Here is a 2,489-nt window from a genome sequence, read left to right on the forward strand (position 1 = left end):
AGATCGACGCGGAAAACAACCCGCTGAAAAACGCCCCCCACACGGTGCGCGATCTGGTCGGCGACTGGGACCGCCCCTACACCCGCGAACAGGCCTGCTTCCCGCCGGGTTCCATGGGCGTCGACAAATACTGGTCCCCCGTCAACCGCGTCGACAACGCATACGGTGACAGAAACCTCGTCTGCACATGCCCCCCAATGGACGCATACGCAGACGCCGCGGAATAGGGAACCGGGCGTAGCAATCCGCGGTTTGCCCTGGCGGATTGAAATCCGAAAATGAGGGCAGCGTCCAGCGAGGCGCTGCCTCTCGTCAATTCGATGGAGGAACAATGAAACACTATGTCCTCGCAAATGATCGCGCCGACCTGGCAAAGACCGGGCCGGAGGTGCCCGAAAGAATAAAACACATCGATGTTATCCTCAGCGACACCCGGGCGCTGGCATCGGCCGAGATCGTCGTCGAGTTCTATCACGCTCTGAACAGCCTGGTCGAAAACTGCTCTTACGTCGTCAATCTCCGGGTGTCCGGAAATGACTCGGTTGGCGGGCCTCTTTATTGGGCAGGTCGGACGGCGATATTCTGGGGCGACCTGGAGAACAACTGGGACGTCTCCGGTTCGCGCAGAAGCTGGATTTCGCAAGTTCTCAACCTGTCTTCAAGGACCGTTCTGGTCGGTGGAGCTGTCCTGTTGCTGGTGCAACTGGGCAGAGCGGGCCGAAACATCGTCGCGGTTCACCCGAACTTTGCCGCGGCCGCGCTGGAAAGCGGATTGGAAAGCTGCAGTGCGGCAACCAATCTGGCCGCCGACGGGCACCCCCACAGCGCGACCAGCAGACTGAGCGCGTTGCGGTTGTTGTCCGAATTCGTGTCCTTGGATCACGGAGAGCATATTGCGGACGCATTGCGCAGCTATATCGGCCTGACCGAACCTACGCAAAAACACGAAAGCAGGTTGGCCGCCCGGTTGGTGCACAAGGCAAAAGGCGATCTTCTGGTGGTGCGCACTTTGGATGCGATGCAGGAGAACATCGAAGATCCTCTGACGATCTCCGATCTTTCCCGTTTGCTCAAAACCTCGACGCGGCAGCTGCAACGACGGTTCCTGAGCAAAACCGGAGCAAAGCTTCTTTCCACGTACAAGGAGCTTCGTCTGGAAAGGGCGCAGAACCTGTTGCAGTTCACGAACATGTCGCAGATCGAAATCTCGGCAGCCACCGGTTTTTCATCGCCCGTCGCATTGAAACGTGCGTTTCAACGCTGCTACAAAACCAGCCCGGATGATGTCCGGGACCGTCGGTTCACGGGTTCGATGGCGCCGGAAGGATCCTAGCACTTCTACGGCTTGCGCAACCGGCGATGACATCGCGTGGGCAGTTTGCCCACGCAACACTGGTTTGGTTCACGCCGCAGCAATCTGGCTTGCCTTTTCCACCAGCACTTCGGCCTGACGGATGGAGGCGTAATCAATCAGTCGACCATCCAGCGAAACGGCGCCTTTTCCGTCTGCCTCGGCCTCGGCCATGGCAACAAGAATTCGCTGCGCCTTGATGACCTCGGCGTCGGACGGCGACATCACCTCGTTCGCCAGCGCGATCTGGCTTGGGTGAATGGCCCATTTGCCCTCGCAACCCAGAACGGCGGCACGTTTTGCGGCGGCCTTGTAACCGTCCGGGTCCTGAAAATCGCCAAAAGGCCCATCAATCGGACGCAGCCCGTTGGCGCGCGCCGCAACCACCATGCGGGCCAGAGCATAATGCCACATGTCACCCCAATGGGTCTGGCGACCGTCCTCGGGGTCCGCATCGGTCAAAACAGAGTAGTCCGGGTTCACACCACCGATGATCGTGGTTCGCGCACGGGTCGAGGCCGCATAGTCGGCCACACCGAAGTGCAAGCTTTCATTGCGCTTGGATGCTGCCGCAATCTCACTGACATTCTGCATGCCAAGCGCGGTTTCGATGATGTGTTCGAACCCGATCCGTTTTTTGTAACCCTTGGCGTCTTCGATCTGGGTCACCAGCATGTCGACCGCATACACATCTGCGGCTGTCCCGACCTTGGGGATCATGATCAGGTCCAGCCGTTCACCCGCCTGTTCGACCACATCGACGACGTCGCGGTACATGTAATGCGTGTCCAGACCGTTGATCCGAACCGACATGGTCTTGTTGCCCCAATCGATGTCGTTCAGCGCCTGAATGATGTTCCTGCGGGCCTGTTCCTTTTCATCGGGCGCGACGGCGTCTTCCAGATCAAGGAAAATGACGTCTACATCGGATTTGGCTGCCTTTTCGAACATTCCGGGTTGGCTGCCGGGCACGGCCAATTCACTTCGGTTCAGGCGTGCTGGGGCTTGGTCAATGGAATGAAAGCTCATAGGTTCGGGTCCTTCGTCTTACAGGTTCGGATAGATCGGGAATTTGGCGCAGAGGTCTGCGACCTCGGCCTTGACCTTGGCTTCGACGGCGCCGTTGCCGTCTTCGCCA

The 2,489-nt window shown here is 58.9% G+C and carries 3 protein-coding genes; 2 read left to right on the forward strand and 1 reads right to left on the reverse strand.

The features are described from left to right. Together ACR0I0_RS20540 and ACR0I0_RS20545 are read left to right on the forward strand one after the other, a co-directional pair. On the forward strand, positions 1-227 hold a 227-nt coding region (locus tag ACR0I0_RS20540), incomplete at its 5' end, for a hypothetical protein (RefSeq protein ID WP_480492469.1). A 104-nt stretch (positions 228-331) separates the two neighbouring features. Then, complete coding sequence (locus tag ACR0I0_RS20545; RefSeq protein ID WP_480492673.1) at positions 332-1,333, forward strand: helix-turn-helix domain-containing protein; 1,002 nt, start codon at positions 332-334, stop codon at positions 1,331-1,333. A gap of 69 nt (positions 1,334-1,402) precedes the next feature. Here the strand turns inward: ACR0I0_RS20545 and ACR0I0_RS20550 are convergent, their stop codons facing one another. Beyond that, complete coding sequence (locus ACR0I0_RS20550; protein WP_171638647.1) at positions 1,403-2,380, reverse strand: HpcH/HpaI aldolase/citrate lyase family protein; 978 nt, start codon at positions 2,378-2,380, stop codon at positions 1,403-1,405. Positions 2,381-2,489: the final 109 nt, after the last annotated feature.

It is taken from the genome of Ruegeria sp. AG6 (assembly GCF_056541565.1).

Bases quoted from the DNA above. Each gene is read 5' to 3' on its own strand.
- ACR0I0_RS20545 (WP_480492673.1), top strand. From the start codon at position 332: ATGAAACACTATGTCCTCGCAAATGATCGCGCCGACCTGGCAAAGACC.
- ACR0I0_RS20550 (WP_171638647.1), bottom strand. From the start codon at position 2,380: ATGAGCTTTCATTCCATTGACCAAGCCCCAGCACGCCTGAACCGAAGT.